General features: G+C 71.5%; 23 protein-coding genes and 1 tRNA gene. 12 read left to right on the plus strand and 12 right to left on the minus strand.

Features of this window, described 5'->3' with window-relative positions:
• Positions 1-19: 19 nt before the first annotated feature.
• The 3 genes from ACFQUZ_RS21990 to ACFQUZ_RS22000 all read right to left on the minus strand — a co-directional run bounded on the left by ACFQUZ_RS21990 (position 20) and on the right by ACFQUZ_RS22000 (position 3,478).
• The gene (locus ACFQUZ_RS21990; protein WP_377445346.1) at positions 20-1,237 is read right to left on the minus strand and encodes a low temperature requirement protein A; all 1,218 of its coding nucleotides are present in this window, start codon (positions 1,235-1,237) and stop codon (positions 20-22) included.
• Positions 1,238-1,364: 127 nt separating this feature from the next.
• Positions 1,365-1,838, minus strand: a complete 474-nt coding sequence (locus tag ACFQUZ_RS21995; protein ID WP_377445348.1) for a hypothetical protein — start codon at positions 1,836-1,838, stop codon at positions 1,365-1,367.
• Positions 1,835-3,478: a fatty acid--CoA ligase gene (locus tag ACFQUZ_RS22000; RefSeq protein ID WP_377445351.1), complete on the minus strand. Its 1,644-nt coding sequence runs from the start codon at positions 3,476-3,478 to the stop codon at positions 1,835-1,837. Before ACFQUZ_RS22000 ends, ACFQUZ_RS21995 begins: the two co-directional genes overlap by 4 nt.
• Positions 3,479-3,577: 99 nt before the next feature.
• On the opposite strand from ACFQUZ_RS22000, the gene ACFQUZ_RS22005 reads away from it, so the two are divergent.
• Positions 3,578-4,072, plus strand: a complete 495-nt coding sequence (locus ACFQUZ_RS22005; protein ID WP_377445354.1) for an NUDIX domain-containing protein — start codon at positions 3,578-3,580, stop codon at positions 4,070-4,072.
• A 28-nt stretch (positions 4,073-4,100) separates the two neighbouring features.
• On the opposite strand, the gene ACFQUZ_RS22010 is transcribed toward ACFQUZ_RS22005, so the two are convergent.
• A complete protein-coding gene (locus tag ACFQUZ_RS22010; RefSeq protein WP_377445357.1) occupies positions 4,101-5,102 on the minus strand; it encodes a metalloregulator ArsR/SmtB family transcription factor in 1,002 nt (333 codons plus the stop codon).
• A 377-nt stretch (positions 5,103-5,479) separates the two neighbouring features.
• Here ACFQUZ_RS22010 and ACFQUZ_RS22015 point away from each other — a divergent pair, with 377 nt between their 5' ends.
• Positions 5,480-6,247 (plus strand): SDR family NAD(P)-dependent oxidoreductase, encoded by a 768-nt coding sequence (locus tag ACFQUZ_RS22015; RefSeq protein ID WP_377445614.1) that lies wholly within the window; start codon positions 5,480-5,482, stop codon positions 6,245-6,247.
• A gap of 114 nt (positions 6,248-6,361) precedes the next feature.
• Here ACFQUZ_RS22015 and ACFQUZ_RS22020 read toward each other — a convergent pair whose 3' ends face one another.
• On the minus strand, positions 6,362-6,910 hold the full coding sequence (locus tag ACFQUZ_RS22020; RefSeq protein ID WP_377445361.1) for a type 1 glutamine amidotransferase domain-containing protein: 549 nt from the start codon (positions 6,908-6,910) through the stop codon (positions 6,362-6,364).
• 138 nt (positions 6,911-7,048) lie between these two features.
• On the opposite strand from ACFQUZ_RS22020, the gene rfaE2 reads away from it, so the two are divergent.
• Together rfaE2 and ACFQUZ_RS22030 are read left to right on the plus strand one after the other, a co-directional pair.
• Positions 7,049-8,773, plus strand: a complete 1,725-nt coding sequence (rfaE2, locus tag ACFQUZ_RS22025; RefSeq protein ID WP_377445364.1) for a D-glycero-beta-D-manno-heptose 1-phosphate adenylyltransferase — start codon at positions 7,049-7,051, stop codon at positions 8,771-8,773.
• Positions 8,770-9,636 carry a glycosyltransferase family 2 protein gene (locus ACFQUZ_RS22030; protein WP_377445366.1) on the plus strand — a complete coding sequence of 289 codons (867 nt, stop codon included), beginning with the start codon at positions 8,770-8,772 and terminating at the stop codon, positions 9,634-9,636. Before rfaE2 ends, ACFQUZ_RS22030 begins: the two co-directional genes overlap by 4 nt.
• Here the strand turns inward: ACFQUZ_RS22030 and ACFQUZ_RS22035 are convergent.
• Genes ACFQUZ_RS22035 through ACFQUZ_RS22045 form a run of 3 tightly spaced genes read right to left on the minus strand, consistent with a single transcriptional unit; the run spans position 9,611 to position 11,837 of the window.
• Complete coding sequence (locus tag ACFQUZ_RS22035; RefSeq protein WP_377445369.1) at positions 9,611-10,738, minus strand: glycosyltransferase family 9 protein; 1,128 nt, start codon at positions 10,736-10,738, stop codon at positions 9,611-9,613. The two genes, ACFQUZ_RS22030 and ACFQUZ_RS22035, sit on opposite strands and share 26 nt — an antisense overlap.
• A gap of 11 nt (positions 10,739-10,749) precedes the next feature.
• Entirely contained in the window at positions 10,750-11,322 is a 573-nt protein-coding gene (locus ACFQUZ_RS22040; RefSeq protein WP_377445372.1) for an Hsp20/alpha crystallin family protein, read from the minus strand.
• On the minus strand, positions 11,319-11,837 hold the full coding sequence (locus ACFQUZ_RS22045) for a DUF2231 domain-containing protein (RefSeq protein ID WP_377445617.1): 519 nt from the start codon (positions 11,835-11,837) through the stop codon (positions 11,319-11,321). The genes ACFQUZ_RS22040 and ACFQUZ_RS22045 overlap by 4 nt, the downstream gene beginning before the upstream one ends.
• Before the next feature lie 254 nt (positions 11,838-12,091).
• On the opposite strand from ACFQUZ_RS22045, the gene ACFQUZ_RS22050 reads away from it, so the two are divergent.
• The gene (locus tag ACFQUZ_RS22050; RefSeq protein ID WP_377445375.1) at positions 12,092-12,259 is read left to right on the plus strand and encodes a hypothetical protein; all 168 of its coding nucleotides are present in this window, start codon (positions 12,092-12,094) and stop codon (positions 12,257-12,259) included.
• Between the two features lie 124 nt (positions 12,260-12,383).
• Positions 12,384-13,619, plus strand: coding sequence for a low temperature requirement protein A (locus ACFQUZ_RS22055; RefSeq protein ID WP_377445377.1), 1,236 nt, complete (start codon positions 12,384-12,386; stop codon positions 13,617-13,619).
• Positions 13,620-13,709: 90 nt separating this feature from the next.
• On the opposite strand, the gene ACFQUZ_RS22060 is transcribed toward ACFQUZ_RS22055, so the two are convergent.
• Entirely contained in the window at positions 13,710-14,798 is a 1,089-nt protein-coding gene (locus tag ACFQUZ_RS22060; protein ID WP_377445380.1) for a phosphatidylserine/phosphatidylglycerophosphate/cardiolipin synthase family protein, read from the minus strand.
• Between the two features lie 118 nt (positions 14,799-14,916).
• On the opposite strand from ACFQUZ_RS22060, the gene ACFQUZ_RS22065 reads away from it, so the two are divergent.
• The 5 genes from ACFQUZ_RS22065 to ACFQUZ_RS22085 all read left to right on the plus strand — a co-directional run bounded on the left by ACFQUZ_RS22065 (position 14,917) and on the right by ACFQUZ_RS22085 (position 18,645).
• On the plus strand, positions 14,917-15,282 hold the full coding sequence (locus tag ACFQUZ_RS22065; protein ID WP_377445382.1) for a hypothetical protein: 366 nt from the start codon (positions 14,917-14,919) through the stop codon (positions 15,280-15,282).
• A gap of 147 nt (positions 15,283-15,429) precedes the next feature.
• On the plus strand, positions 15,430-15,624 hold the full coding sequence (locus tag ACFQUZ_RS22070) for a hypothetical protein (RefSeq protein WP_377445385.1): 195 nt from the start codon (positions 15,430-15,432) through the stop codon (positions 15,622-15,624).
• An 89-nt stretch (positions 15,625-15,713) separates the two neighbouring features.
• Positions 15,714-16,283, plus strand: coding sequence for a TlpA disulfide reductase family protein (locus ACFQUZ_RS22075; protein ID WP_377445388.1), 570 nt, complete (start codon positions 15,714-15,716; stop codon positions 16,281-16,283).
• Between the two features lie 8 nt (positions 16,284-16,291).
• Complete coding sequence (locus tag ACFQUZ_RS22080; RefSeq protein WP_377445390.1) at positions 16,292-18,115, plus strand: ABC transporter ATP-binding protein; 1,824 nt, start codon at positions 16,292-16,294, stop codon at positions 18,113-18,115.
• A complete protein-coding gene (locus tag ACFQUZ_RS22085) occupies positions 18,112-18,645 on the plus strand; it encodes a S26 family signal peptidase (protein WP_377445393.1) in 534 nt (177 codons plus the stop codon). The genes ACFQUZ_RS22080 and ACFQUZ_RS22085 overlap by 4 nt, the downstream gene beginning before the upstream one ends.
• 17 nt (positions 18,646-18,662) lie before the next feature.
• On the opposite strand, the gene ACFQUZ_RS22090 is transcribed toward ACFQUZ_RS22085, so the two are convergent.
• The gene (locus ACFQUZ_RS22090) at positions 18,663-21,209 is read right to left on the minus strand and encodes an ATP-binding protein (protein WP_377445395.1); all 2,547 of its coding nucleotides are present in this window, start codon (positions 21,207-21,209) and stop codon (positions 18,663-18,665) included.
• An 85-nt stretch (positions 21,210-21,294) separates the two neighbouring features.
• Entirely contained in the window at positions 21,295-23,262 is a 1,968-nt protein-coding gene (locus tag ACFQUZ_RS22095; RefSeq protein WP_377445398.1) for a BTAD domain-containing putative transcriptional regulator, read from the minus strand.
• Between the two features lie 105 nt (positions 23,263-23,367).
• Between ACFQUZ_RS22095 and ACFQUZ_RS22100 the strand changes: the two genes are divergently transcribed.
• Positions 23,368-24,246: an alpha/beta fold hydrolase gene (locus tag ACFQUZ_RS22100; RefSeq protein WP_377445401.1), complete on the plus strand. Its 879-nt coding sequence runs from the start codon at positions 23,368-23,370 to the stop codon at positions 24,244-24,246.
• A gap of 78 nt (positions 24,247-24,324) precedes the next feature.
• Here ACFQUZ_RS22100 and ACFQUZ_RS22105 read toward each other — a convergent pair.
• A tRNA-Thr gene (locus tag ACFQUZ_RS22105) sits at positions 24,325-24,398 on the minus strand.
• Positions 24,399-24,455 lie beyond the last annotated feature (57 nt).

Genomic DNA, 24,455 nt, shown 5'->3' on the forward strand with positions numbered 1-24,455 from the left:
GCAGGGGGCAGGGGCGGGGCTAGATGGGGGGTGCTGGTGGCTCTGGGGGTTTGCCCCAGGCCCGCCGCGCGTCGACGGCCGCCACCGCGGCCAGCACCGTTCCGGCCGCGGTCAGCACCACCAGAGGCGGTGCCCAGAGCAGTGCCGGGAAGAGCACGCCCAGGGTTGCGAGGGCGATCAGGCGGGACGGGGAGATGCGGTTGAAGACCTCCCGCTCGAACCGGGACCGGCCGATCAGGTACAGCGCCGGCCCGCCGAGGATCACCCCGATCCAGGCGGGTGGGGTGTGCCCGCTCGGGTGGGCGATGGTCAGCTCGTAGCCGATCGCCGTGGTGACCAACCCGGCCATCATCAGCAGGTGCGAGTCCGCGGCGGAGCGGCCGATCCGGGCGGGGTGCCGGCTCGCCCCGACGGCCTCGGCGAGGATCTGGCCGGCGCGGTAGAAGTAGATCCTCCAGAGCAGGATCGACGTACCGAGGGCCACGGCGAAGGCCGTCGTCGGCGCTGGCCCCCGCGTGCCGTCGACGTAGGTAAGCCCGGTGACCAGCACCGCCTCCCCGAGCGCGACCAGGAAGAACTGCTGGTAACGCTCGGCCAGGTGCTCACCGGCGATGCTCCATTTGGCGGCGGTGGACCGGCCGAGGCCGGGCACCGGCCAGCCGAACCGGTTGGCCAGGTATTCGATGCCCAGCGCCCCGGTCCAGACAATGGCCCGCTCGCTACCCTCCGTGAACAGATAACCCAGGACCCACGGGACCGCCGTCACCGAATGTGTGATCAGCATCCGCAGCTTGAGCCGGCGCCGCTCGCCCGCCGGCAATGTCATGGACAGCAACAGCGGCCGGCTGAGCTGGGCGGTCAGGTAGCCGGCGAGGAACACGGCGCCGCCCTCGACGAAGGCGCGCGGGATGCCGACGCCCATCACCATGCTGGAGACCAACGCGATCAACACGCTGAGCTGCACTATCGGGTGGTACGGGTCGTACCGGCTGGTGGTCCACGCGGTGCCCTGCCAGACCGACCAGAGGGCGAGCAGCACCAGCGCCGTCTTGGCCGCGTCGCCGGCCACCTCCGCGACCTGGGAGTACCCGGGCTCGGCCGTGAGGTCCTCCACGGCCCGGGCCACGACCCGGGTCAGCGCGAAGACGAAGACGAGGTCGAAGAACAGTTCGAGGAACGAGGCCCGCCGCGTCGCCTCGCCCTTGTGCAGCAGCTTCGTCGGATCACCCGGCCGCATCGTCCACCCGCCCGCGAGGCGGCGCCGCCCCGCTCAGGCAGTCGTAGCGCAGACCGGCTCGCGGCGTACCGATAACTCGACAACGTCCGCGCGCCCCGCCGGGACGTGCTAGAAGCCCGGTGAGTCCCTACGGCAGCTCCATCGTCTCGGTCCGGGCGGTCTCGGCGAACGCTGCGTCCAGGAAGTCGGCGAGCGGCAGACCGGAGGCCGTCACCAGATCCGCGAGCAGCAGCGGCGCGTGCCGGGCAACCGCGGTCGCCTCGACCGGCCCGGCCTCGTCCGGTTGGACGCCGAGCGCGCCGGTGAGCAGCACGCCGATCGCGTGCCCGTCGGTGTCGGGCAGCCACACCTCCGCGGACCGGGCGGCTCGCCGCTGGATCTCCCGAAGGTCCTCGCCGGTAAGCCCGTTCGGGTGCGTCTCCTCCAGCAGCATGCGGGTGACCGTGCCGAGCACCGGTCCGACGAGTCGCGGATCGACGGCGGCCAGCCGATCGGTGGCCGTGACGTAGCCGTCCACGTCCCGGGCTCGGGCGGCACCGACCGCGTCGACGGTCGCGACGGCGATGGTCCGGCCGACCGGCGGCAGATGGCGCCACATCATCCGACCGTGGTGACCGACAGTTCGCCATCGGCATACCGGGACCGGACCCGCTTCTTGTCGAACTTGCCGACCGAGGTCTTCGGCACCGCCTCGATGAACGCCCACCGTTCGGGCAACTGCCAGTGCGCCACCCGGGTGCCGAGAAACTCGCGCAGTTCCTCGGCCGAGGCCGTTGTCCCTTCCCGGAGCACCACGGTGGCCAGCGGACGCTCGTCCCACCGGTCGTCGGGCACCCCCACCACGCACGCCTCCACCACCGCGGGGTGGGCCATCAGCGCGTTCTCCAGCTCCACCGAGGAGATCCATTCGCCGCCTGACTTGATCACGTCCTTGGCCCGGTCGGTGAGCGTGAGGTAGCCCTCCGTCGACAGGGTGCCGACATCACCCGTACGCAGCCAGCCGTCGCGGAACTTGTCCGGGTCGGGGCCGTCGTCCCCGACGTACCGCGCGGTGACCCACGGACCACGGACCTCCAGTTCCCCCACGGAGGTCCCGTCCGCGGGCATCGGCTGGCCGTCCGGTCCCACGATGCGCGCCTCGACGCCGGCCGGGATCCGTCCCTGGCTGTAGCGGTACGGCCAGGCCGCCTCGCCGGTTGCGCCGGCCGGTGGGCGGGCCACCGAACCGAGCGGGGACATCTCGGTCATCCCCCAGGCGTGTACGACGTCGATCTGGTGCCGCTCGGCGAAGGCGTGCATCAGCGCGGGCGGGCAGGCCGAACCGCCGACGATGACCTCCCGCAGGGACGAGGTGTCGGTCGGGTTGGCGTCCAGATGGGCGAGCAGATCCGTCCAGATGGTGGGCACGGCGCCGGCAAGCGTGGGCCGCTCGGCGGCGATCATCTGGGCGATCGGGGCGCCCTGGAGGAACCGGTCCGGCATGATCAGCGACGCCCCGGACAGGAACGCCGCGTACGGGATGCCCCATGACATCGCGTGGAACATCGGCACGATGGCCAGCTCCTTGCTGGTCGGCCCGAGACCGAACCCCTCCGGCATGCAGATCTGGAGGGAGTGCAGGTAGATGGACCGGTGCGAGTAGGCCACCCCCTTGGGGTTGCCGGTGGTCCCGGAGGTGTAGCAGAGCGCGGCCGCGTCCCGCTCGTCGACCTCGGGCCAGTCGTACCGGTCCGGCTTGTCACGCAGCAGGTCGTCCCAGTGGTGTACGGCGATCCGCCCGCCGGCCGCGGCGACAAGCGGTGCCGGGTCCCCGCCGCCGACCACCACCACGTGCCGAACGGTGGTCATCTCGGGTAGCACCTTGGCCAGCAGCGGGACCAGCGTCGTGTCGACAAGGACCACGTGGTCGTCGGCGTGGTTGGCGATGTAGGCGAGCTGGTCGGGGAACAGCCGGATGTTGAGGGTGTGCAGCACCGCGCCCATGCTGGGCACCGCGAAGTACGCCACCAGGTGCTCGTTGTTGTTCCACATGAACGTGCCGACCCGCTGGTCGCCGGTGACCCCGAGATCGTCGCGCAGGGCGTGGGCGAGGCGGGCGGCGGTGGCGCCGACCTCGGCGTACGACATGCGGCGCGGCTCGCCGCCGGTCCACGTCACCACCTCGGAGCGCCCGTGCACGGTGCTGCCGTGGACGAGGATTCGGGAGACCTGGAGGGGGGCGTCCATCATCGTGCTACGCATGGATACGACCGTAGTGGTGTGGCTCACATCCTCAAAGGCGTGGCCGGCTCGGATCTTCTCGTCCGCGCGCTGGCCATGGCGCCCATAGGCTGAGGAACCATGGCGTATCTGTCGTGGGCCGAGTCGTACGTGGGTCAGCTGCGCGCCCTGGCCGGCGACCGGGTCCTGCTGTTCGTCGGGGCCCGCGCGGTGGTCCGCGACGACGCCGGCCGGGTGCTGCTCATCGAACGCTCGGACAACGGGCACTGGGCGATGCCGGCGGGTGCCATGGAGCTGGGCGAGTCGATCTCCGAGTGCGCGGTCCGCGAGGTGTGGGAGGAGAGCGGGCTGCGGGCGGCGGCGGTGACCCCGTTCGCCATGTACACCGGCCCGGACCGCACCCACACCAACATGTGGGGCCACACCTACCAGGTCTTCACCGTGGCGTTCCGGGTCGACAGGTGGTCCGGCGACCTGGTCACCACGACCGAGGAGACCACCGACGCCCGGTTCTTCACGGCGGCGGAGTTCCCGGCACCGATCTCGACCTCGGTCATCGAGACGCTGGCCGACCTGGCCGCCTTCGAGCGGACCGGCCACCTGGTGGTCAAGTAGCGTCCAGGGCAGGCCGCTGACGTGGCGGTCAGGGGGCGCCCGGATGGCCGACCGCCTGGCCGACCAGTTGGTCGCCGAGCGGGCTGCGCCGGTAGAGCACCCGCCGTCCGTCCCGGCTGCGGGTGACAAGCCCGGTCGCGTGCAGCACCCGCAGGTGCTGGGAGACCGCGCTCGGGGTCACTCGCAGCCGGCGGGCGAGTTCGACGGTGGGCAGCTCCTCGGCGAGCAGCCTCAGCAGCGTCGCCCGGGGCGGCCCGAGCAGTGCCGCCAGCGCGGTGCCGTCGGCGGCCGGCGGCGCGGCCCACAGGGTCGCCACCCCACGGCACGGGTACGCGAGCCACGGCGGCTCGGTCGGATCGAGCGGCGGGACCGGCTTGTACGCGAACAGCGTCGGCACCAGCAGCAGGCCCCGACCGGCGGCGGCGACCCGATGGTGGCCGATCATCTTGTCGATCCGCAGCGTCCCGTCCCGCCAACTCACGTTGGGGTGCAGGTCGGCGAAGAGCAGCCGGGCCCCACCCCGCGCGAGCCGGCGGGCCCGGTAGGTCATGTCGGCCTCCAGCAGCAACCGGATCTGCGACCAGTACGGCTCGATGGCCAGTTCCCAGTAGTGCCGGAGCAGGTCACACAAAGCGCCCCGGAGCCGGCCGACCGCCCGGTCTCCCCCGGTCAGCGACTCCGCCAGCACCTCCGGCGGCGGGTCCGGCCGGTGCGTGGCGAACAGGTCGCGGCGCACCAGGTCGGGCGGGGTACGCCGGATGACGTCCAGTTCCTCGTCGATGGTGAGCGCGAAATCGGGCGGTCGGGGGGTGAGGAAGTCCGGCAGCGCGCCACTGCGGCCGACCAGGGACATCAGCAGCCGGGTGTCCACCGCGCCGAGCCGATCGAGGACGTCCCGGCGCCAGGGTAGGTGCAGCGCGTACCGGCCGGGGTCGCGCAGCACGCAGAGGCTGCACACCGTGTCCGCCACCGGCGAGATCGCGAACCGGGTGTCGGCCAAGTCGTCGACACCAAGATCAAAGTAGATCATTGGACCGTACGCTACCTCGCCGGCTCCGTGGCGCCGGCGGCTGACGTCCACCCCTTGGCCCGACCGACCGTCGCGCGGGAAGGCGGTGAGCCGCGTGACTGCAGGTCATGCCACCCCAGACCCCGCCGGATTACGGTGGGTCACCTCGCCTCCGACCTCGCCGACTCACCGGCGTCGCCCTGAGTAACTGTTGCGTGGGCTACAGCACGGCAAAGGGGAGTGGAGCCGACGGACGGGCTCGCGACCACATGACGCTGAGTAAGCAACGAAGCGCCGCAATCCCCGGCATTGGTCTGGGTGTGCCCAGAGACCGAACATGTAGCCGCTCGCTAAATCCTTACCGGGCCGGGCGGCGGTTGCCGTGGACTGGGGCCATGATGAACTCAACGCGTCGGGTGGCCATCGTGACCGGTGCCGCCGGCGGAATCGGCGCCGCCGTCGCCAAGCGACTCGCCCGGGACGGCATGGCCGTCGGGATAGTCGACCTCGCCGAGGCCGACTGTGCCGGCACGGTCGAGGCGATCCGGTCCACGGGCGGGACCGCGACGGCCGTGGCGGCCGACATCGCCGACGAAACCGCCGTGACCCGGGCCGTGGCCGAGGTGTCGGCGGCGCTCGGACCGCCGACCGTGCTCGTCAACAACGCCGGCTTCAACCGCACCGCCACCATCACCGAACTCACGGTGGCCCAGTGGGACGCCGTCGTCGGGGTCAACCTGCGCGCGCCCTTCCTGTTCACCCGGCTCGTCGCCCCGTCGATGATCGAGGCCGGTTGGGGGCGGATCGTCAACCTGTCCAGCATCTCGGCCCACGGCACCGCCGGCCGCAGCGACTACGCCAGCGCGAAGGCCGGAATCCTCGGGTTCACCAAGTCGCTCGCCCTCGAACTCGGCCCGCACGGCGTCACCGCCAACGCCATCGCACCAGGCTTCGTGGTCAGCGGAATGACCCGGGCCACCGCCCGCGGCCTCAGTCGTGACTTCGCCGAACACCAGCGGATCGCCGCCGAGTCCATCCCGGTACGCCGGGTGGGCCAGCCCGAGGACATCGCGCACACCGCCGCATACCTGGTGCATCCCGATGCCGGATTCGTCAACGGCCAGGTCGTCTACGTGGCCGGCGGTCCCGTTAGCACCGGCACGTGAGGTAAGAGCCCCATCCCGTCGCTTTCGACCGGGAAGGGGCCCTTTCCACCGCGTGGGCGCCGGGCCTGGCCTGGCACCCGGTGCCCGCCGCCAGCGCCGGTGACGGGCACCGGGTCAGTGCTTGCCCTCGGCGAACTCCTCGACGATCTTGGCGCAGAAGGCCGGAATGTCGTCCGGCTTCCGGCTGCTGACCAGGCCGTTGTCGGTGTAGACCTGCTCGTCCACCCAGGTCGCCCCGGCGTTGGCCAGGTCCGTGCGCAGGCTCGGCCAGGAGGTCAGGGTCCGCCCCTCGACCACGCCCGCCTCGATCAGTGTCCACGGTCCGTGGCAGATCACCCCGACGGGCTTGTGGGTGTCGAAGAACGCCCGGATGAACCGGACCACGTCCGGATCCGTCCGCAACGCGTCCGGATTGGCCACGCCGCCGGGCAACACCAGCGCGTCGTACCGGTCCGGGTCCGCGTCGGCGGCGGTCACGTCGACGTCGTACGTCCCGGACTTGTCCAGGTGGTTGAATGCCTGGATCGAGCCGGGCTTCATGGAGACCAGCTCGGCCACCGCACCGGCCTGTTCCACGGCCTTGCGGGGCTCGGTGTACTCGACCTCCTCCACCCCGTCGGTGGCGACGAACGCGACGCGCTTTCCCTGCAGTGACGGTGCCATCGGCAGTCTCCTCTCGCTCACCAAATGACGTTCCCGGGCCAGGAAGGGGCAAACGTCGCCAACAGTGGCGTACGCCACCAGGAGTGCCAGGTCGCCTACCGTGGTTTGACCGACGGCCGCCCGGGGACCCGTACCGGTATGGCGACAGGAGCAGCAGAACAACGCCGGCTCGCCGCCGTGGTCAATGGCTGGGTCGGGCGTGGCGTGCTGGTGGTCGGGGACGCCATGCTCGACGAATGGCGGTTCGCCGACTCCGACCGGTTGTGTCGGGAGGCCCCGGCACCGGTCCTCACCCTGCGCCGCCGGCTGGTGGCCGCCGGCGGTGCGGCCAACACCGCGGTCAACCTGGCCGCGCTTGGCGGCCGGGCCGCCCTCGTGGCACCCGTCGGGACGGACGTCGCCGGCGACGAACTGCACGACTGCCTGGACCGGGCCGGCGTGTGGGACCGCACGGTGTCCCAACCGGGCCGCCCCACGCCGATCAAGCGGCGGTTGCTGGCCGGCAACCAGATCCTGGTACGCGAGGACGAGGGGGACGCCGACGACAGGCTCACCGACGAGGCGGTTGGTCACCTGCTCGCCGCCCTCGCCCGGGCCACTGACGAGTTGCGGGCCGGCGGCGAGGGCGATCCGACGCTGGTGATCTGCGACTACGGCGCGGGGGCGCTTCCCCCGCCGGTGCGCGACTGGCTGGTCCGGCACCGGGATCTGTTCGCCATCGTGGCCCTCGACGCGCACGACCTCACCGAATGGCGCGGGTTGGCACCGACCGTGGTGACCCCGAGCTTCGCCGAGGCCACCCGCCTGCTCGACGCGGAACCACCCCGGCCGGTCGTGCCCGACGCGGTGTCGCTGCTGCCCAGCGAGACGTCGATCCCGTCCGGTGACCTCGAACTGACCGGCGACGAGTTGGGCTTCGCCGACCATCAGGTGGTGGCCGCGGGCGCCGAGCCGTACGCCGACCGCGTCGAGGTGGCCCGGTCCCGGCTACCGGAACTGCGGGAACGCACCGGCGCGGACGTCGTCGCGGTGACCCTGGACGCGGACGGTTCGGTGGTCGGGGGCGCCGACGGGCAGCCACGGCACAACGCCACGACGCCGGTGCCGGCGAGCCACACCGTGGGGGCCGGCGACTCCTATCTGGCGGCCATGACCCTGGCACTGGCCGCCGACGCGCCGCTGCACACCGCCGCCCAGCTCGCCCAGCTCGCCGCCGCGATCACGGTGTCGGAGACGGGCACCTGCGTCTGCGACCGGGGGGACCTGCTCGCCGCGCTCGGTGCACCCGAGGCGGGCGGTCGCTGGCCCAGCGTGGTAGATCCGGTGGGGCTCGCCGCCCTGGTCGACCGGCACCGATCGGCCGGCCGCACCATCGTCTTCACAAACGGCTGCTTCGACGTGCTGCACCGGGGCCACGTGCGCTATCTGGAGCAGGCGCGCGCCCTCGGGGACCTGCTCATCGTGGCGGTCAACTCCGACGACAGCGTACGTCGGCTCAAGGGCCCCGACCGCCCGGTGAATCCGGTCGAGGACCGGGTGGCCGTGCTGGCCGCGCTGTCGTGCGTGGACTTCGTGGTGGTCTTCGAGGAGGATTCGCCGGGCGCGTTGATCGAGGTCGTCCGGCCGGACGTGTACGTCAAGGGCGGCGACTACCCGCCCGAGCTGGTACCCGAGGCACCGCTGGTGCACGACCTCGGTGGCGAGGTACGCACCTTGGGCTACGTACCGGACCGGTCCACCTCGGCGATCATCGACAGGATCCGGGCGCACGGGTCGGCCCGCGCCCCAGCGGCTGGAAGGGGCCCGTCACGTCCGGAGAGTGACGACGAGGGTGCCTTCCAATCGAGTGAGCGGCGGCGGTGAACCGGCCGCTGGACCCCGGTCATCCGGCCGATTTCGCGCGGGACCGCCTGCTCGACGTCCTGGTCCCGACCCGTAACCGGCCGGCCGAACTGGCCGTCACCCTCTCCGGCCTGGCCGCGCAGAACTCACCACCGGGATTCGGGGTGGTGGTGAGCGACCAGTCCGACGACGGGCCCTCGTGGGCCGAGCCGGCAGCCGCCACCATGGCGCGCGTGCTGCGGCACCAGGGCCATCCGGTGCTACTCACCCGGCGGCTGCCCCGCCGGGGCCTGGCCGAACACCGCGCCTTCCTGCTCGAGAAGTCCCGAGCCAGGTACGTCATGTTCGTCGACGACGACGTCTGGCTGGAACCGGGGGCGCCTGCCCGGATGCTCACCGCGATCCAGCGGTTGGGCTGCGGCTTCGTCGGTAACGCGGTGCACGGGCTGTCCTACGCCGACGACGTACGGCCGGAGACCCATCGCCACTACGAGGAGTGGTCCGGGCCACCGGTCGCCGAACAGGTACGGCCCGGCACCCCGGAATGGGACCGGGCCCGGATCCATCCGGCTGCCAACCTGCTCCACATCACGGAACGGTTGGCGCTCGGTCGGGACGAGTGGCGGGCGTACAAGGTTTCCTGGATCGGCGGCTGCGTGCTGTACGACCGGGCCAGGCTGATCGCGGCGGGCGGCTTCGACTTCTGGCCCCTGCTGGACGCGCGGCACCAGGGCGAGGATGTGGCCGCGCAGCTCGCCGTGCTGGAGCGGTACGGCGGCGCCGGCATCCTGCCCAGTGGCGCCTTCCACCTGGAGTCACCGACCACGGTCACCGACCGGGACGTGGAGGCGTGGGAGGTCATCCTCGCCGACGAGGGTCGGTAGCCGGCAGGTTATCGGCAGCCGCCAGGTCTGCCACCGCCGCCAGCACCTCCACCACCGGTACGTCGGTGACGTACGACTCCCGGTGATCACAGCCTGCGGTGTCCGGCCGGTCCGGGTAGATGTCCTCGCCGCCCGCCGCGCCGCACACGGGGCAGGTCAACCGCCACGAGACGATCGGCCGGTGCCGGGCGCGGACCGGCGTCGCACAGTTGATCATGTTGCCGACCCAGAAGATGCCGACCGTGGGGGTGCCCACGGCCGCGGCCACATGCACCGGCCCCGTGTCGTTCGACACCACCACCGCGCAGCTCGCGAGGAAGCCGACCAGCCCGCCGAGGGACAGCTCACCGGCCAGCGACCGCACCGGCACGCGGGCCGCCGACCGCACCCGCTCGGCCAGGTCCCGCTCACCGGCGCCGCCGGTGACGAAGACCTCGTACCCGTCACCGGCCAGCCGATCCGCCACCTCGGCGAACCGCTCGGCCGGCCAGCGGCGACGCGGATCGCTGGCACCGGGGTGCAGGGCCACCCGGGGACGGTCCGGCGGACCCGCGACCGCCAGCGCCTCGGCCCGGTCGCCCTCGGTGACCGCCAACCGGGGCGTGAAGCCGGCCGGCTGGCCGCCGACCAGGCCCGCGACCTCGAGATAACGCACCACCTCCGGCTGGTAGTACACGTATCGGAGCCAGCGGTCCAGCGGCGGAGCGTCCGCGGCCCGCAGGCCGGCGGTGAGTCGGGCGCCCAGGGCGCTGACCAGCGGATTGGAGTTGGCGCCACCGCCGTGCATCTGGATCGCCAGGTCGAACCGTTCCCGCCGGGCGGCGGCCAGGAAGTCGGTCATCTGCCCGACCGGCTCGTCCGGGCCGGGGTCCCGGATCCCCGGGCCCGGCGGCACCACCAGCACCCGGTCCACCGGGCCGGGCCGCCCGGCGAGCAGGCCGGCGTGCCACGGCGCCCCCAGCAGGACCAGTTCGGCTGTCGGATAGGCGGCCCGCAACGCCTCCAGGGCAGGCAACGCGAAGATGAAGTCCCCGAGCGCGTTGGCCCGCAGCACGGCGATGCGTTCGACCTCGGGCACCAGATCCCGGACGCGTCCGATCATCTGATCGCGCTTCAGCCGGGCTGGCGCAGCGTGGTGTCTACGACGTCCGGTCGATGCAGTTCCCGGTCGGCTGCCGGATCTCCGGCCAGCGACGGGCTGGCCGGGCCGACGCCGACGCTCACGCCGCCCGCGGCACCGGCCGCGCCGGGGACGGTCCGGCCGATCGTGATGGTGCGACGCGCGCTGCGGGCGGCCCGGGGCAGCCGTACGGTGAGCAGGCCGTGATCCATTACCGCGTCGATCCGGTCGGCGTCGATGTGGTTGGGCAGGGTCACCCGGTGCTCGAAGGTGCGGCTGCGGGAGCCGGTGCCGGGCATACCAAGATCCGCGTTGACCTCCGCTTCGGACCGGCCCCGGATGCACAGCTCACGATCGTCCAGTTCGAGCGCCACCTCGTCGGGGGCGACACCGGGCAGCCGGGCCGTCACCGTCCAGCCCTCGGCGGATTCGGTCAGGTCCACGTCCGGCGTACCGCCGCCAGCACCCACCAGGGCGGTGCCGACCAGTCGGCCCAGCTCACCGCGCAGCGCCTGGAGTTCGGCGAACGGGTCCCAGCCTCGATCGGAGCGTCTCGGATGACTCATCGCGCATCCCCCATCTGATCCAGTTTGCTGTTCGCCGGGCCGCCCGGGCGCAGCGAGCTGGGCGCGTCGAGATGGGCGTCGGGATCGACCCCGACGCCGAGCCGGTCGACCAGTTCGCCGCCGAACCAGGCGCCGATCCCGGCCCCGGCGAGCGCCACCACCTCGATGGCCACCAGGGCACCGGCCGCGTTCGGCTCGTCCGCGGACATCCGGGTCAGCCAGACGCCGCCGAAGAGCAGCAGCACGCCGATGTTGACCAGGGCATGAATGACGCCGACCCGCTTGGCCCGGGTGCCCGCCGGGATAGCGAGCAGGTCGAACGAGCCCACCGCGGCGGCCAGCACGCCCACCACCAGCCCGACCGCGATGTTCCAGTACGCCACCTCGCCCAGCACCTCGGGCCCGCCGAACGCGTCGACCAGGTCGAACAGGACGGCCGTGACGAAGAGGGCGACCGGGAACATCACCAACATCGGGTGCAGCGGGTGGCCGAGCACCTTGATCCGGCTCTCCATTGTCGCCTCCTGGTCGGTCGTGGGTCGCAACCTCGCCACGACGTCGGCTTCGGGCCGTACGAACGGCGCTACCCGGTTGTCCACGGGACAAACCTGCGGCGGGTGTTGCCGACCCATCGGTAGCCGTCCCGGTCCTGGTCCGTTTGCGAGCCGCCTCCGCCGGGGAAGCCCTCGCGTCGCCATCCGGCGCCGGCTCAGATCAGGACCTCAATCGTGTACGGACAGGAGCCGTTCACGACCCGAATGGGGAAAAGATGCCGATTACCGTCAAGAAAATCTTCGCCTGGCTGTTCCTCGGCTTCGTCATCTTCTTCATGGCGTTCCGTCCCGACGGGGCGGCCCAGACCGTGAAGGCCATCGGTGGTGGGCTCATGGCGATCGCGCAGGGTCTCGGTGACTTCCTCACCAGCCTGATGACCTGAGGTACCGACGGTGGGGGACGCCAACCGGCCGGGACGCGAGGCCGCGGAGCACGGTGAGTCGGCCAGCCGCGAAGCGCGAATTCGATCGTCACGCTGGCTGCTCCCCGGGGCACCGGGATCCCGGGTGACCCGGCTGGAACTCCTCTACGACCTGGTCTTCGTCTTCGCCTTCCTCAACGTGACCGAACTCCTCGCCGACGAACTGAGCGTGCTGGGGCTGGAAGCGGGCTGCGTCGTGTTGGCCCTGCTCTGGTGGTGCTGGAGCGGATTCGCAGCCCTTGGCAACCTCGTCCGGGCGGACACCGGAGTGCTGCCGTTGATCGGGATCGGCATCATGAGCGCCGTCCTCGTGCTCGCGCTGGCGACCCCGCGGGCGTTCATCGACCAGTCGGACGACCTGCCCGGTCCGCTGGTGTTCGCGCTGACCTACCTGACAATCCGGGCGTTGACCATCGCGACCTTCTGGTGCGTCTGGAATCCGGCCACCCGGTCACGCCGGGACCTCTGGTTCCTCGCCGTGCCGGCCACCGTGGCCGGCGGGCTGGTCCTGGCCGGCGCGCTCATCCCGTACTTCACGGTGGTGGGACAGCGGACCGAGGCCTTGGTACGGCTCGGGGCGTGGCTGCTCGCTCTGGTCGTCGAGTACGCGTTGGGCTTCCTGCTGCCGTATGCCGGATGGTCCCTGACGTCGGCCGGGCACTGGGCGGAGCGGCACGCCCAGATCGTGCTGGTGGCGCTCGGCGAATCGGTGATCGCTCTGGGGTTGGGGCCCGGGCAGGGCAACGACCTCGACCTGAGCGGACCGGTGATCGGTGCGGCGGTGCTCGGCATCGCCCTGGTCGGCACTCTCTGGTGGCTGCATTTCGACAGCCTCGCGATGGCCGTCGAACAGGCGGTGCACGGCACCCGGGACCGGGTACGCGTCCCGTTGATCCGGGACGTCTACACCTACCTGCACCTGCCGCTGATCATCGCGATCGTCTTCACGGCGCTCGGATTGAAGGTGCTCGTCACCACCGTGGCCGGTCCCCGCCAGCACCTGCACGGGGACGAGATCGGCGTGCTCTACGGGGCGGTCACGTTGTTCCTCCTCACCGAGGCCGCAATCGTCGTCCGGACGTTCCGCCGGCTCCGGCCCTCCTGGCTGCTCGCCGCGGGCACGCTCATCGCCCTCGCGTTCGCCGCTGCCCAGATGCGGGCGCTCGCGGCACTCGGCCTGCTCACCGGCGTCTGTCTGCTGCTGGCCATGATCCAACGGGTGACCGGGCGGGCAGCCCGGGACCGGGTCCGGGAGTCGGCACTACGCGAGCACGAGGCCGAGGAGACGGAGCTGAGCCGGTGGCGGCGCCACCACCTGTGATCTCTCGGCGGTTCGACCGTGGACAGGCGGGTCCGGACGACCCTCCGGCCCGCAGCCCCGCTCCACCAGGTCGCGCTGTCTGCGCGATGGTCAGGTGACGGGTCGGCCGAGGTCGGTGATGATGCGCTGGATCTCGGCGGCGGCGAAGGCGGCGAACCCCCGCTGGGTGGCCTCGGCAGCCACGTCCGTCTCTTCCAGGTCGCCCAGGACGATGATGTTCTCGTCGTTCAGCGTGGTGGCCGGGCCGGTGTAGTTGAAGCTGCCCAGGATGACGATCCGCTCGTCGATCACCATGAGCTTGTGGTGCAGCTTGCGGACGCCCGTGCCGGGCCTGTTCTCCCACAGTTGGACGCCGGCGGCCCGCAGCCCGGTGGTGGCCGCCCACCGCTGCGCCCCCTGGCCCCGGTCGAGCACGCCCCGGATCGGCAGGTCGTGGCCCACCAGCCGGACCATCGTGTCGTCGATGCCCGAGGACTGGGCGAAGGTGAACATCGCGAAGTCGATGCTGACGGCCGCCTTCAGCATCTGCTTCATGATCTCCATTTCCGGGCCGTGCCGGGGGGCGAACAGCGGCTTGACCCGGATGCCGGCGAGCCGGAACTCCGCCGGTTTCGGCTCCACCCGCTCGTGCAACTGGCCGAAGGTGCCGGAGCGCATCCGGAGGAACTCGCCCCGGTACTGGCTGGCCGCCCGCTGCCCGTGCAGGATCAGGACGTGGTTGAGGTTGTTCCCCCCGCCGTTGTTGGTGCCGGTGTCGGTGCGGGTGAAGTTCGTCGAACCGGTGAGCACCGCGGCGGTCGGTTCGCCGTGGTCGCGTACCACGAACTTCTGGTGGAAGATCGCCGGATTGAGGTCCGTGATGACGTCGATCCCGGCGCGCAGGAATGCCGCGTGGATAGCCCGGTTGACCTCGTTCTCGCCGCCGACCCGCCAGGGGTCCGTCGGGGGCGTCTCCTCGGTGAGATAGCTGCCCTCCAGGATGATCTGCACAGCCACCTTGCGGGCCTTGGCCGCCAGGATCGATTTGGCGATCAACTCCGAGTCGATCTCCTGTACCGCGATCAACAGCGACTCGACCGCGTCGTCGATGAACGACCGGATGATCCCGTCCAGATCATCCGGCCCACCCAGGACCGGCGGCCCCGCGTACAGCTCAAGCCCAGCGACCGTGGCGCCCATGCCAGACCCCTCTCCTCCCGCCGAGTCTGCACCCATCCAGCGCCGAACGGAGTCGGTATGCCGACCAAGCCGTGGGCGAACCGGCGGTGCACCGGCGGCCGGGACCTACTCAGCACCGATGTCCGGCAGTAACCTGCTGCCGGTGGGATGGCTCAAGGACCGGCGCCGGGATCTCGCCGGATGGTTGGTTACGCCGCTGCTCACCCTGGTGGCGGCCCCGGTGGTGGCCTGCATGGCGGGGGTCCTGGCCAGCTTCCGGGACGGCTCCCTGAGCCAGCCGGCGCTGTGTCGGGAGGCATTGGCCGACAACAGGTGTGAGGAGACCACCCTCGGCGTGATCGGCGGGCACGTGGTCATCGCCGGCGCACTGTGGTTGCTGCTCTGGATGATCCCGTGGTGGCGCGGTCTTCGGACACCACGCATTCTGCTGGCGGTCGCCGCAACAGTCGTTCTCGCCCTCCTACCCGTGCGGCTGGTTGCCTGACCATCGCCTCGGTTCTCCACGGCCCGCCGCTCCGGTCGTACGGGAACGGCTCAAACGTCCGGTCGGACATCCTGGTGCCCGCCACATCCGAACTCTTTGATGGATCTTGTCCGGCCGCACCCCGTGGCCGGGTCACGGGAGGATCCAATGACGCGAACCATCACGGCAGTGTCCGACCGCCTGCTCGCCCTGGTTGCGCCGAAGGCGACGGCGAAGGCCGTCACCTGCAGCAACGTGTGGTGCTACTGCTCGGGCATCTACGGCATGTACCGCAAGTGCTGCTACGACGGCAAGAAGTACACCTGCGGCGGGTGCACCATCCAAGTGAAGTACGAGTGCTGACCACCGTCTGAACAACAGGGGGTGACCCGGCGGGCCGGCTGACCGGCCCGCCGGCACCCGCCGGACTGTCTCGTCGTCAAGGAGATCCGATGCCGTACCTGGCCGCGACCGTCGCCCTCGTGGGGCTGATCGCCGTCGTCAACCTACTGCTGACCATCGGTGTCGTGCGCCGCCTACGGGAGCAGACCACCGAATTGGCCGACCTGCGCAGCCGCCCCCCGATGGGTGACGCCGCGACGACCCTCCCGGCCGGTGCGAACGTGGCGCCGTTCGAGGCGTCCGCCGTCGACGGGCGCACCGTCACCCTCGCCTCGTTGGGTGAGCGCCCGCTGATCGGGTTCCTCTCCCCGTCGTGCAAGCCGTGCGCAGAGCGGCTGCCCGGGTTCGTCCGGCACGCCGCTGAGCGGCCCGGTGGGCGGGACAGCGTGCTCGCCGTCATCGCCGGGACTCCGGAAGCGTCGGCCGACTACATCGAGCAACTCAGCGCCGTCGCAACCGTCGTCGTCGAACCCGACCTCGGTCCGGTGCAGCAGGCATTCGGCGTGACCGGGTACCCGTCGTTCCTGCTCATCCGGGACGGCGAGGTCGACGCTACCGACTACGACCTCGGTCCGATCGTCGAGCGGGATACCGAGGTCGAGACGGCAACGGTCGGTTGACCCGTTCCATGACAGCCCGCGCCGGGCGGGCGCTCGGACTCGCCTTCAGAGCCGCGCCCGGACAGGTGACCTGGTACCTGCTGATGTCGGTCGCCAGCGGCGGCGTGCCGATCGCCGTTGCCTGGCTGATGAAGTCCGTCATCGACCGGGTGGCCGCCGGCCGCGTGGAGTGGACCGGCCTCGTGGGACTCACCGTGCTGCTGGCGATCGCCGGTGTCGCCACCGCACTCGTACCGCATGCCACCCGGTACCTGCGTACCGAGACGGGACGGCGGGTACTGCTCGCCGCGACCCGTGACCTGTACGCGGTCGTCAACCGCTTCGTCGGCCTGCGGTACTTCGAGGACCCGGCGTTCCTCGACCGCCTGCAGGTCGCCCGGACGTCCGGCACCGGAGCACCCGTCACGGTCGTCGAATCCGGTCTCGGCATGGTGCGCGGCGCGCTCACCATCGCCGGGTTCGCCGCGACCCTGCTGCTGCTCGGGCCGTGGATCGCGGTGGCGGTGCTGCTCAGCGCCGTCCCCTCGGTCTACGCCGAGTTGGCACTGAGCCGGCGCCGCGCCGCGATGGTGGCCCGGGTTGGGCGGGCGCAACGCCGCGAGATGTTCTACTCCAACCTTCTCGTCGACGTCGACACCGCGAAGGAGGTGCGGCTGTTCGGCGCCGGCTGGTTCCTGTTCGGCCGGATGTTGACCGAGCTGCGCTCCATCAACACCGCGCACCGCCGGGTCGACCGGCGCGAGCTGGTCGTGCAGGGCATGCTGGCGCTGGCCGGCGCGGTCGTCGCTGGTGGTCTGCTGCTGTGGACGGTGCGCGCGGCCGCGGCCGGTGAACTGACCGTCGGTGACATCGCGCTCGTGGTAGCCGCCGTCGCCGCGGTGCAGGCGGCCCTCGGTGGACTGGTCACCGACCTGGTGTCGGTGCACCAGGCGCTGCTGTTGTTCGGACACTGGACCGCCGTCGTCGACGTCGAAGCTGACCTTCCGGTGCGGCCGGATCCCGTACCGGCGCCGCCGCTCCGGACCGGCATCGAGCTGCGGGACGTGTGGTTCCGGTACGCCGACCACCTGCCGTGGGTGTTGCGCGGCGTCGACCTCACGCTGTCCGCCGGCCGCACCACGGCGGTCGTGGGTCTCAACGGCGCCGGCAAGAGCACCCTCGTCAAGCTGTTGTGCCGGCTGTACGACCCGGTACGCGGCGTGGTGTTGTGGGACGGCATCGATATCCGAACCCTCGACCCAGCCGACCTACGGGCACGGGTACGCGCCGTGTTCCAGGACGCCGTCGCCTACGACCTGACCGCCCACGAGAACGTCGCGATCGGCGATATCGCGATCGATGACGGGTGTGTGTTGCCCGACCGGGAGCGGGTCAAGTCGGCAGCACGGGCGGCCGGCGTACATCCGACGCTCGAAGGGCTTCCCGCCGGCTACGACACACCTCTGACCCGGATCCTCCTCCCGGATGCCGGCCTTGGTGACGAGGCTCCGTCGGGAGTAACGCTCTCCGGCGGGCAATGGCAGCGGGTGGCGATCGCCCGCGGCGTGGTACGGGATCGACCAGACCTGCTGATCCTCGACGAGCCCAGTTCGTCCCTCGACGCCGAGGCCGAGCACGAGGTTCATCGGCGGCTACGGACCCTGCGCCGCGGTCGCACCTCGCTGCTCATCTCCCACCGGCTCGGCGTGGTGCGCGAGGCCGACATCATCGTCGTCATACGCGACGGTCACGTTGTCGAACGCGGCACCCACGACGACCTGATGGCCCAGCGCGGTAGCTACGCACAGCTGTTCGACCTGCAGGCTGCCGGCTACCGGGAGGTGCTCAGGTGACGTGGTTCCTGGTGACGCTGTGCGCGATCGCCAGCGTGGTCGGCCTGGGCGTCACCTCGCGGCGCCGAGTGCTGGTCGTCACGGTGGTCGGTGTGAGCATGACTCCGACGCTGCACCCCGACGACCGGGTGCTTGCCCGGCGTCGCCCAGCGTCCCGCGTGCGAGCCGGTGACGTGGTCGTGCTCCGGGAACCGGTGCCCTGCCGGGCCGGCGGCTCCCCGGGACCACCCGCGCCACTGATAGTCAAGCGGCTCGCCGCGGTGCCGGGCGATCCGTTCCCGCGCTGGCTTCCCGCTTGGGCCCGCGATGGCGCCACCGTCCCGGCCGACCGGTACGTGGTGGTCGGCGACAACCCGAATTTCAGTGTCGACTCCCGCCGCTTCGGGTTGGTGGCCGGCGACCGACTGATCGGAGTGGTGGTCCGGCGCGTCGGCGGCGATCCGGTCGCGCCCGCGCCCGCGACCGTCATCGGACCCGTCGTGTACCGACGCATGTCCCTGCCGACGCATCCCACTTCCGGTGGCGGCTGACTCGTGCGATCCGCCGATCAATCGCCGTCCACCCCGGCCGGTATCGGTCCCGCCGGGTTCGAGGTCCGGTGCGTCGGGTCCGAGACGGGAGGGCCTTCGAGTTCGACCAGCCGCGCAGCGATCGTATCGGCGGCGGGCATTGACAGGTCACGGTAGATCCGGTGGGCGCGCCGCAGTAGCCGCGTGTCTGGTCGGCCGTCGCGGTCGACCGCCTCGGCGAGGGCCACGAGCGTGCGTGCTCGTAGCGCGGGAACGTTTTCCTTGGACCAGTACCGCAACGACCGGCGCAGCCGTGCGGCCGCACCCGGCGCCGCTGTCCGCGTCTCGACCTCCCCGAGGCTGAGTTCGGCGAGCGCGAAGCCCCAATCGTGGCCCCGTGCCTGGAACGCTTCCGCGGCGGCTCGCAGGACCCACTCGGCGTCGGCGAGCCGGCCGGGTTCGGCCGCCAGCGCCTCGCCGCGAACGCGCATGCCCTGCGCGGCGCCGATCACATCCCCGATGCGGGCGAACAGAGTCGCCGCCTTGGCGGCGGCCCGCTCGGCCGGTCCCGGCTGGCCGTTCGCCAGGTAGGCACCGGCGAGCCCGCGGTTCGTGTACGCCTGCGCGAACGGGTCGTCGCACGAGCGCGCGATCGTCGAGGCCCGTCGGAGGAAGCGCACCGCGCCGGTCGTGTCACCCCGTTGGCGGTGCACGAACCCGAGGCTGCACAAGGCGATGGCACGGTTGGGGAGCCGGTCGTCCGCCAAGCCGTCGATGGCTCCGCATAGTTCAGCTTCGGCCTCGGCAAGCCGACCCATAAGCCCGAACACGAAGCCGAGTTCCTTGCCCGCCATCGCGACGCCATCCCGGTCCCCGACCTCGGCGGCGAGCGCCTTCGCCTCGCCGAGGGTGGACGCAGCCGTTGGCAGATCGACCTCGACCAGCGCCGTTCCCAGCGAACGCAGCATAAGCGCCTCACCGGTGCGGTCGCCGGCCTTCCGGCAACCTTCCAGTGTGGTCTCGGCGGTGCGCAGCCAGTCGTCGTAATATCCGCTCAGCTCGTAGAAGTCGGCGCACCGGCCGGCAAGGCGACGGGCCAATGCGGTCAACCCTGCGTCGACGCACGCGGTAACAACCTCTTCGAGTGCCTGCCGTTCGGTCTCGAACCAGTCGAGTGGGCGAGTCCGGCAGGTCGCGACGGCTGCTGGAACTCCCACCAGCGGAAGGGGTCCGTCGTCGTCGAGGTGATACCGCTCGCAGGCCAACGCCGCGCCAGCGAGGCGGGCCCGTACCAACCATCCGGTCGCCGCCCTTTCCAGCGCGGCCGTCCATTGCGCACTTGTGAGTTCGGCCTCCCGACGCTCCCGCGCGAACAACCGGGTCACGTCGTGCAGGCGGTACCGTGGCACGGTGGCCGGGGCGCGCCCGTCCGGGTCGAGCAGCCGGGCGTCGACGAGTTGGTCGAGGGCCGCCATGCCCTCGGCCGATCCGGTGCCGAGCAGTTCGGCGACCGTCCAGTCGGGAACCGACCGTACCGGAAGGGCGCCGAGCAGGGCGAACGCCCGCGCCGCCGAGGCGTCGAGGCCCTGGTGGATGAGCTCGAGGCCCGGCCGCACGGACAGGTCGCCGTGCCTCAGATCGTCGAGGCGGCCTCGCTCATCGGCGAGCCGCTCACTCAGCGCCGCTATCGTCCATTGCGGACGGGCAGCGAGCTTTGCGCCGGCCACCCGCACGGCCAGTGGCAACCCGCCGCATGCCTCCACCAGCGCCGCCGCAGCGCACGGTTCGGCCGCCACCCGGTCCGAGCCGGCCACCCGTCCCAATAGCTCGACCGCCGAGTCACCGGGCAGCGGGCGCAGGTCGAGCGCGGTTGCCCCAGGCAGGCCGGTCAGCGGGAGGCGTCCAGTGACGATCGCCGCCGCGGGCCCGGCCGGGAGCATGGCCTCGACCTGGGTGTGGCTGGCGGCGTCGTCGAGGATGACGAGTATTCGTCGGCCGGCGAGCCGGGAGCGGAACAGCGAGGCGCGGGCGGCGGCTCCGGCCGGCACGGCCGACCCGTCAACCCCGAGTTCGCGCAGCAGGTACGCCACCACGTCGGCCGGATCGACCGGAGCACCGGCCGCGTCGCGGAGTAGGGCGAAGAGTTGTCCGTCGGGAAACGCGTCGGCGACGGCGTGTCCGGTATGCACAGCTAGCGCGGTCTTGCCCACACCGGGCGGCCCCGAGATCACCACGAGACGGCCGTCGAGCAGCGCCTCGGCGGCGCGACCGAGTTCGTTCGCGCGACCGACGAAATCGGGAAGGTCGGCTGGAAGGTGGTGCGGGATACCCAGCGGCGCAATGGCCGGCGTCACCCGGTTGGCCCAGTGCAGCGCGGTGCCGGCGTGCACGAATTCCGCGCGGTCGACGTCGACCAGGCCCAAAGCGTTCGCCAACAGCTCGACGGAGCGTGGTCGCGGAGCCCGGCCACGCTCCAGTTCCCGCACCGATCGGGCGCTGATGCCGGCGCGTTCCCCGAGGCTCTCCTGGGTCAGCTGGCCGGCGTGCCGGTGACGGCGTAACAGGTCGGCGAAGGAGTGCGGCACTCCCGGCACGTTACCTGAGGCGGGTCCACCCTCGACGTTTCTGGTGGCCTGCCTGCTCCCGGGGAGGTGACCCCAGCGGCGCTGGCTATCGCGTGCGGCCGAGCGCGGTGGCGAGGCAACCGAGGTGGTGCGCGACCGGGCCGATGGTGAGCATGCCGCTACCCGCTCCGGCCAGTTCCTTGCTGGCAGGTGCGAGTTCGGTCCTGGCCCGTTCCATGACGCCCCGGTCGTCCATCGTGATGGCGGCCTGGGCGGTGAGACACCACAGCGCCTCGAACAGCAGGTCGCGTGAGGGCTCCGGGATTCGACGCAGGGCCACGGCGGCATCGGCCGGGCGGTCCTGAGCCAGCAGGACGTGCGGACGCGCCCAGGGTAGGTAGGGCCCCCAGTCGGTGTCTTCGGCGAAGCCGGCCGGCTGGCCGTGCCACACCCGCAGGCACAGCAGGGCGAGCGGCAGGAGACCCCGCTCCACCCCGGGCATGCCCGCGTCGGACAGCGGCACCGCCGCCTCGCGATAGGCCGCCTCGGCGGTCTGCGGTGACGCCCCGGTCGCTGCCAGCCGCAACGCCTCGTACCACTGGACGAAGACGCTGGCCAGCGGTCGCCCATGCCGCGCGGCGAGCTGTGTCGTGGCGGCGGCGTGGCCGTTCGCGCCGGAGAAGTCCCCGAGTGCGCTGCGCGCCTGCAGGCGGACGAGATGCCCGAGGATCTCGAACGTCACCAGACCGTGCCGGGCGGCGAGCGCCACGATTTCGGCGCCGACCTCGTCCCGTTCGGAGGCGAGGCCGGCGCGCTGGAACGTCTGCATGAACACGCCGTTGAGGGCGAAGGCGAGCAGGGCCGGATCGCCCAGGCGGCGCGCGATGTGCTCCGCTTCCCGGGCTGCCTCCGGCCCACGCGCCGACCGGGTGCCGCGCGACTCCACCGCGATGGTGGCCAGCAACCGAGCCCGGGTGGCGTCGGACGAGCCGGGGCGAAGGGCGGACAGGGTCCGCTCGGCGGCCGCTACGATCTGCGCCGCCCGCTCTGGATCATCCGAGCGGGTCCAGATCGCGGGTACGTCATAGCCGCCGATCACCCGGGCGGTGAGTTCTGGGTCGCCCAGCCGCTCGGCGGCGGCGACAGCCGCGGGTCGCTGGTCCCTCGCGGCCTGGAGCCCGCCAGGTCCAGCCACCGCGAGACTTCTCAGCAGGCCGATGGTGGACTCGAGACGCGCCGGGGCTCCGGAGGCCACGGTGCGGTCGTATGCCGCCGCGGCCTCCGCCCAGACCTGTTCCGGGCCTGCATTGTCAAGATGCCCGTTCACCCGCTGGTCCTGACGCAGGATGTCCGTCTCCAAGCGGCGAAGGCGCGAACTCGGATCAAGACCGAGCTCTTCGAGGAGCCGGCCGCGGGCCCGGCGCAACACCGCCAGCGCATCGCCCTGACGGCCCGCGCGATACAGGGCGAGAGCCAGGAGCCGCCACGCCTCCTCCCGCCACGGATGTTCGGTCACGTGGGCGTCGAGATCCGGTACGGCGTCGACGGCTCGCCCCACAATCAGGAGTGCCTCGGCCCGCCGCTCGACCGCGTTCAGCCGTAGCTGTTCGAGCCGGGAACGCTCGACGCGGGCCCATGGTTCGTCGAAGCCGGCATACGCGGGACCTCGCCACCAGCTCAGGGCGCGGTCCAGGTGGTTGAGGGTCTCGTCCGGCACCGCGGCGGACGCGTCGGCGACCGCGTCGGCGAATCGCCAGGCGTCGACCGCCTGCGGCGCGGCCCGCAGCGCGTAGCCCGGCCCCTCGGTGACCAGCAGCCGGGCCGGCTCACGTGGTCGGCGCTGCGGTTCCAGCGCACGCCGCAGCGCGGCCACGAACGTGCGCACCGCGCTCACCGCACCCGGGGGCGGCTCCTCCCACAGATCGTCGACGAGCTGGCCGACCGGGACGACCCGGCCGTGGGCCACGACGAGCCGGGCCAGCACCGCGCGGTGCCTCGGCCCTTTCAGGTCGATCGACGCGCCGCTCTCGTCCCACGCGACGACCGGACCGAGAACGCCGAATCCGACCCGCACCGAGCGAACCACCCTTCCGTGTCGCAGCTCAACGTATCGCGCTCATCGGTTGCTCATCGGCGACCGGCACGCTGAAGACACCTGCCGAGCAGAAGGGTACGAACGATGGCTACCACCATTCCCGGTTTCGACTATCAGCGCATCGCCGTCGAGGAGGACGTGCTGCTGCACGTAGGGGTGGGCGGCTCCGGCAGCCCGATCGTGTTGCTGCACGGCTTCCCACAGACCCATCTCATGTGGCGTCACGTCGCCGCCGATCTGGCTGCCGACCACACCGTGATCTGCCCCGACCTTCGCGGCTATGGTGCCAGCGACAAGCCCGCCGAGCGTGACGGCGGCACATACTCGAAGCGGACCATGGCCGCGGACGTCGTCACCGTCGCCCGCGAACTCGGTCAAGAGCGGTTCGCCCTCGCCGGGCACGATCGTGGTGCCCTGGTCGCCATCCGCGCCGGCCTCGACCATCCCGACACGATCACCCACCTCGCCTCCCTCGACGTGCTGCCCACCTTGGACATGTGGGACATTCTGCACGGCGCCAACGCGGCGGTCGCCTTCCACCTCTATCTCATGGCCCAGCCACCCGGCCTGCCCGAGCAGATGATCAGCGCCAGCGCGGACGCCTTCTTCGGCTATTTCCTCGACGCATGGGCTCGGGATCCGGAAGCCATCCCCGCGGACGTACGGGCGGAGTACCTCAGCGCGTCGCGCGAGGCAGTCCCGTCCATCGTCGCCGACTACCGCGCCTCGGCCGGGATCGACATCCACCACGACCGGGCCGATCGGGCCGCCGGGAACCGGCTGGTTATGCCGGTCACCGTCGTCCAACAGGACTGGGGAACAACCCTCGGTTTCGACGCCGCCGCGCTGTGGCGCGCCTGGACCACCGACCTGGAGCACCACACCACGTCAGCCGGCCACTTCATGGCCGAGGAGGCGCCTGCTGAGATCGTCAGAATCCTGCGCGGCATGCTCGCGCGATAGCGCGTTCGCTCGCACGTTCTGCCAGGCCGGCCCGCGAAAACGGCGAAGCCCAGGTCGTTGACCTGGGCTTCGGCACCGAGCCGCCTGACGGAATCGAACCGTCGACCTACGCATTACGAGTGCGTCGCTCTAGCCGACTGAGCTAAGGCGGCAACAGCGGTCAAGTGTACGGCACGGCCCGACCGTCCCCCACAGGGGTTTCCCGTGGC

Origin of the sequence: Plantactinospora sp. GCM10030261 (assembly GCF_042666615.1) — a bacterium.
Lineage (GTDB): Bacteria > Actinomycetota > Actinomycetes > Mycobacteriales > Micromonosporaceae > KBS50.

What these genes read in the sequence shown, in the direction of transcription:
- ACFQUZ_RS21990 (WP_377445346.1), bottom strand. Translation starts at nt 1,237, where the DNA reads ATGCGGCCGGGTGATCCGACGAAGCTGCTGCACAAGGGCGAGGCGACG.
- ACFQUZ_RS21995 (WP_377445348.1), bottom strand. Translation starts at nt 1,838, where the DNA reads ATGATGTGGCGCCATCTGCCGCCGGTCGGCCGGACCATCGCCGTCGCG.
- ACFQUZ_RS22000 (WP_377445351.1), bottom strand. Translation starts at nt 3,478, where the DNA reads ATGCGTAGCACGATGATGGACGCCCCCCTCCAGGTCTCCCGAATCCTC.
- ACFQUZ_RS22005 (WP_377445354.1), top strand. Translation starts at nt 3,578, where the DNA reads ATGGCGTATCTGTCGTGGGCCGAGTCGTACGTGGGTCAGCTGCGCGCC.
- ACFQUZ_RS22010 (WP_377445357.1), bottom strand. Translation starts at nt 5,102, where the DNA reads ATGATCTACTTTGATCTTGGTGTCGACGACTTGGCCGACACCCGGTTC.
- ACFQUZ_RS22015 (WP_377445614.1), top strand. Translation starts at nt 5,480, where the DNA reads ATGAACTCAACGCGTCGGGTGGCCATCGTGACCGGTGCCGCCGGCGGA.
- ACFQUZ_RS22020 (WP_377445361.1), bottom strand. Translation starts at nt 6,910, where the DNA reads ATGGCACCGTCACTGCAGGGAAAGCGCGTCGCGTTCGTCGCCACCGAC.
- rfaE2 (WP_377445364.1), top strand. Translation starts at nt 7,049, where the DNA reads ATGGCGACAGGAGCAGCAGAACAACGCCGGCTCGCCGCCGTGGTCAAT.
- ACFQUZ_RS22035 (WP_377445369.1), bottom strand. Translation starts at nt 10,738, where the DNA reads ATGATCGGACGCGTCCGGGATCTGGTGCCCGAGGTCGAACGCATCGCC.
- ACFQUZ_RS22040 (WP_377445372.1), bottom strand. Translation starts at nt 11,322, where the DNA reads ATGAGTCATCCGAGACGCTCCGATCGAGGCTGGGACCCGTTCGCCGAA.
- ACFQUZ_RS22045 (WP_377445617.1), bottom strand. Translation starts at nt 11,837, where the DNA reads ATGGAGAGCCGGATCAAGGTGCTCGGCCACCCGCTGCACCCGATGTTG.
- ACFQUZ_RS22050 (WP_377445375.1), top strand. Translation starts at nt 12,092, where the DNA reads ATGCCGATTACCGTCAAGAAAATCTTCGCCTGGCTGTTCCTCGGCTTC.
- ACFQUZ_RS22060 (WP_377445380.1), bottom strand. Translation starts at nt 14,798, where the DNA reads ATGGGCGCCACGGTCGCTGGGCTTGAGCTGTACGCGGGGCCGCCGGTC.
- ACFQUZ_RS22065 (WP_377445382.1), top strand. Translation starts at nt 14,917, where the DNA reads ATGTCCGGCAGTAACCTGCTGCCGGTGGGATGGCTCAAGGACCGGCGC.
- ACFQUZ_RS22070 (WP_377445385.1), top strand. Translation starts at nt 15,430, where the DNA reads ATGACGCGAACCATCACGGCAGTGTCCGACCGCCTGCTCGCCCTGGTT.
- ACFQUZ_RS22075 (WP_377445388.1), top strand. Translation starts at nt 15,714, where the DNA reads ATGCCGTACCTGGCCGCGACCGTCGCCCTCGTGGGGCTGATCGCCGTC.
- ACFQUZ_RS22080 (WP_377445390.1), top strand. Translation starts at nt 16,292, where the DNA reads ATGACAGCCCGCGCCGGGCGGGCGCTCGGACTCGCCTTCAGAGCCGCG.
- ACFQUZ_RS22100 (WP_377445401.1), top strand. Translation starts at nt 23,368, where the DNA reads ATGGCTACCACCATTCCCGGTTTCGACTATCAGCGCATCGCCGTCGAG.